We start from the raw sequence: 215 nt of genomic DNA on the forward strand, positions 1-215 counted from the left end.
AAAAAGCGGCAAGGCTTTTGTGGTCAAGAAATATCCATTCACCATCCAGCTGAAATATGGCTCGTATGGCTATAAACAGAAGGTCAGCCTTGGCGTGGATACTGGGCAGAGACACATTGGCTTTGCCATTGTCAGTCAAAACAAGGTGCTGTACCAAAGCGAGGTAGAGCTTCGCCAAGACGTGCACAAAAATCTGTACACCCGCAAGATCTACC

At 47.4% G+C, this 215-nt stretch carries 1 protein-coding gene; it reads left to right on the forward strand.

All coding sequences use genetic code 11. The annotated features are described in order from the left end of the window. The coding region (locus tag FC20_RS09875) for an RRXRR domain-containing protein (RefSeq protein ID WP_201779624.1) at positions 1 to 215 on the forward strand (215 nt) is incomplete at both ends.

Origin of the sequence: Lactobacillus equicursoris DSM 19284 = JCM 14600 = CIP 110162 (assembly GCF_001434815.1) — a bacterium.
GTDB classification, from domain to species: Bacteria; Bacillota; Bacilli; order Lactobacillales; family Lactobacillaceae; genus Lactobacillus; species Lactobacillus equicursoris.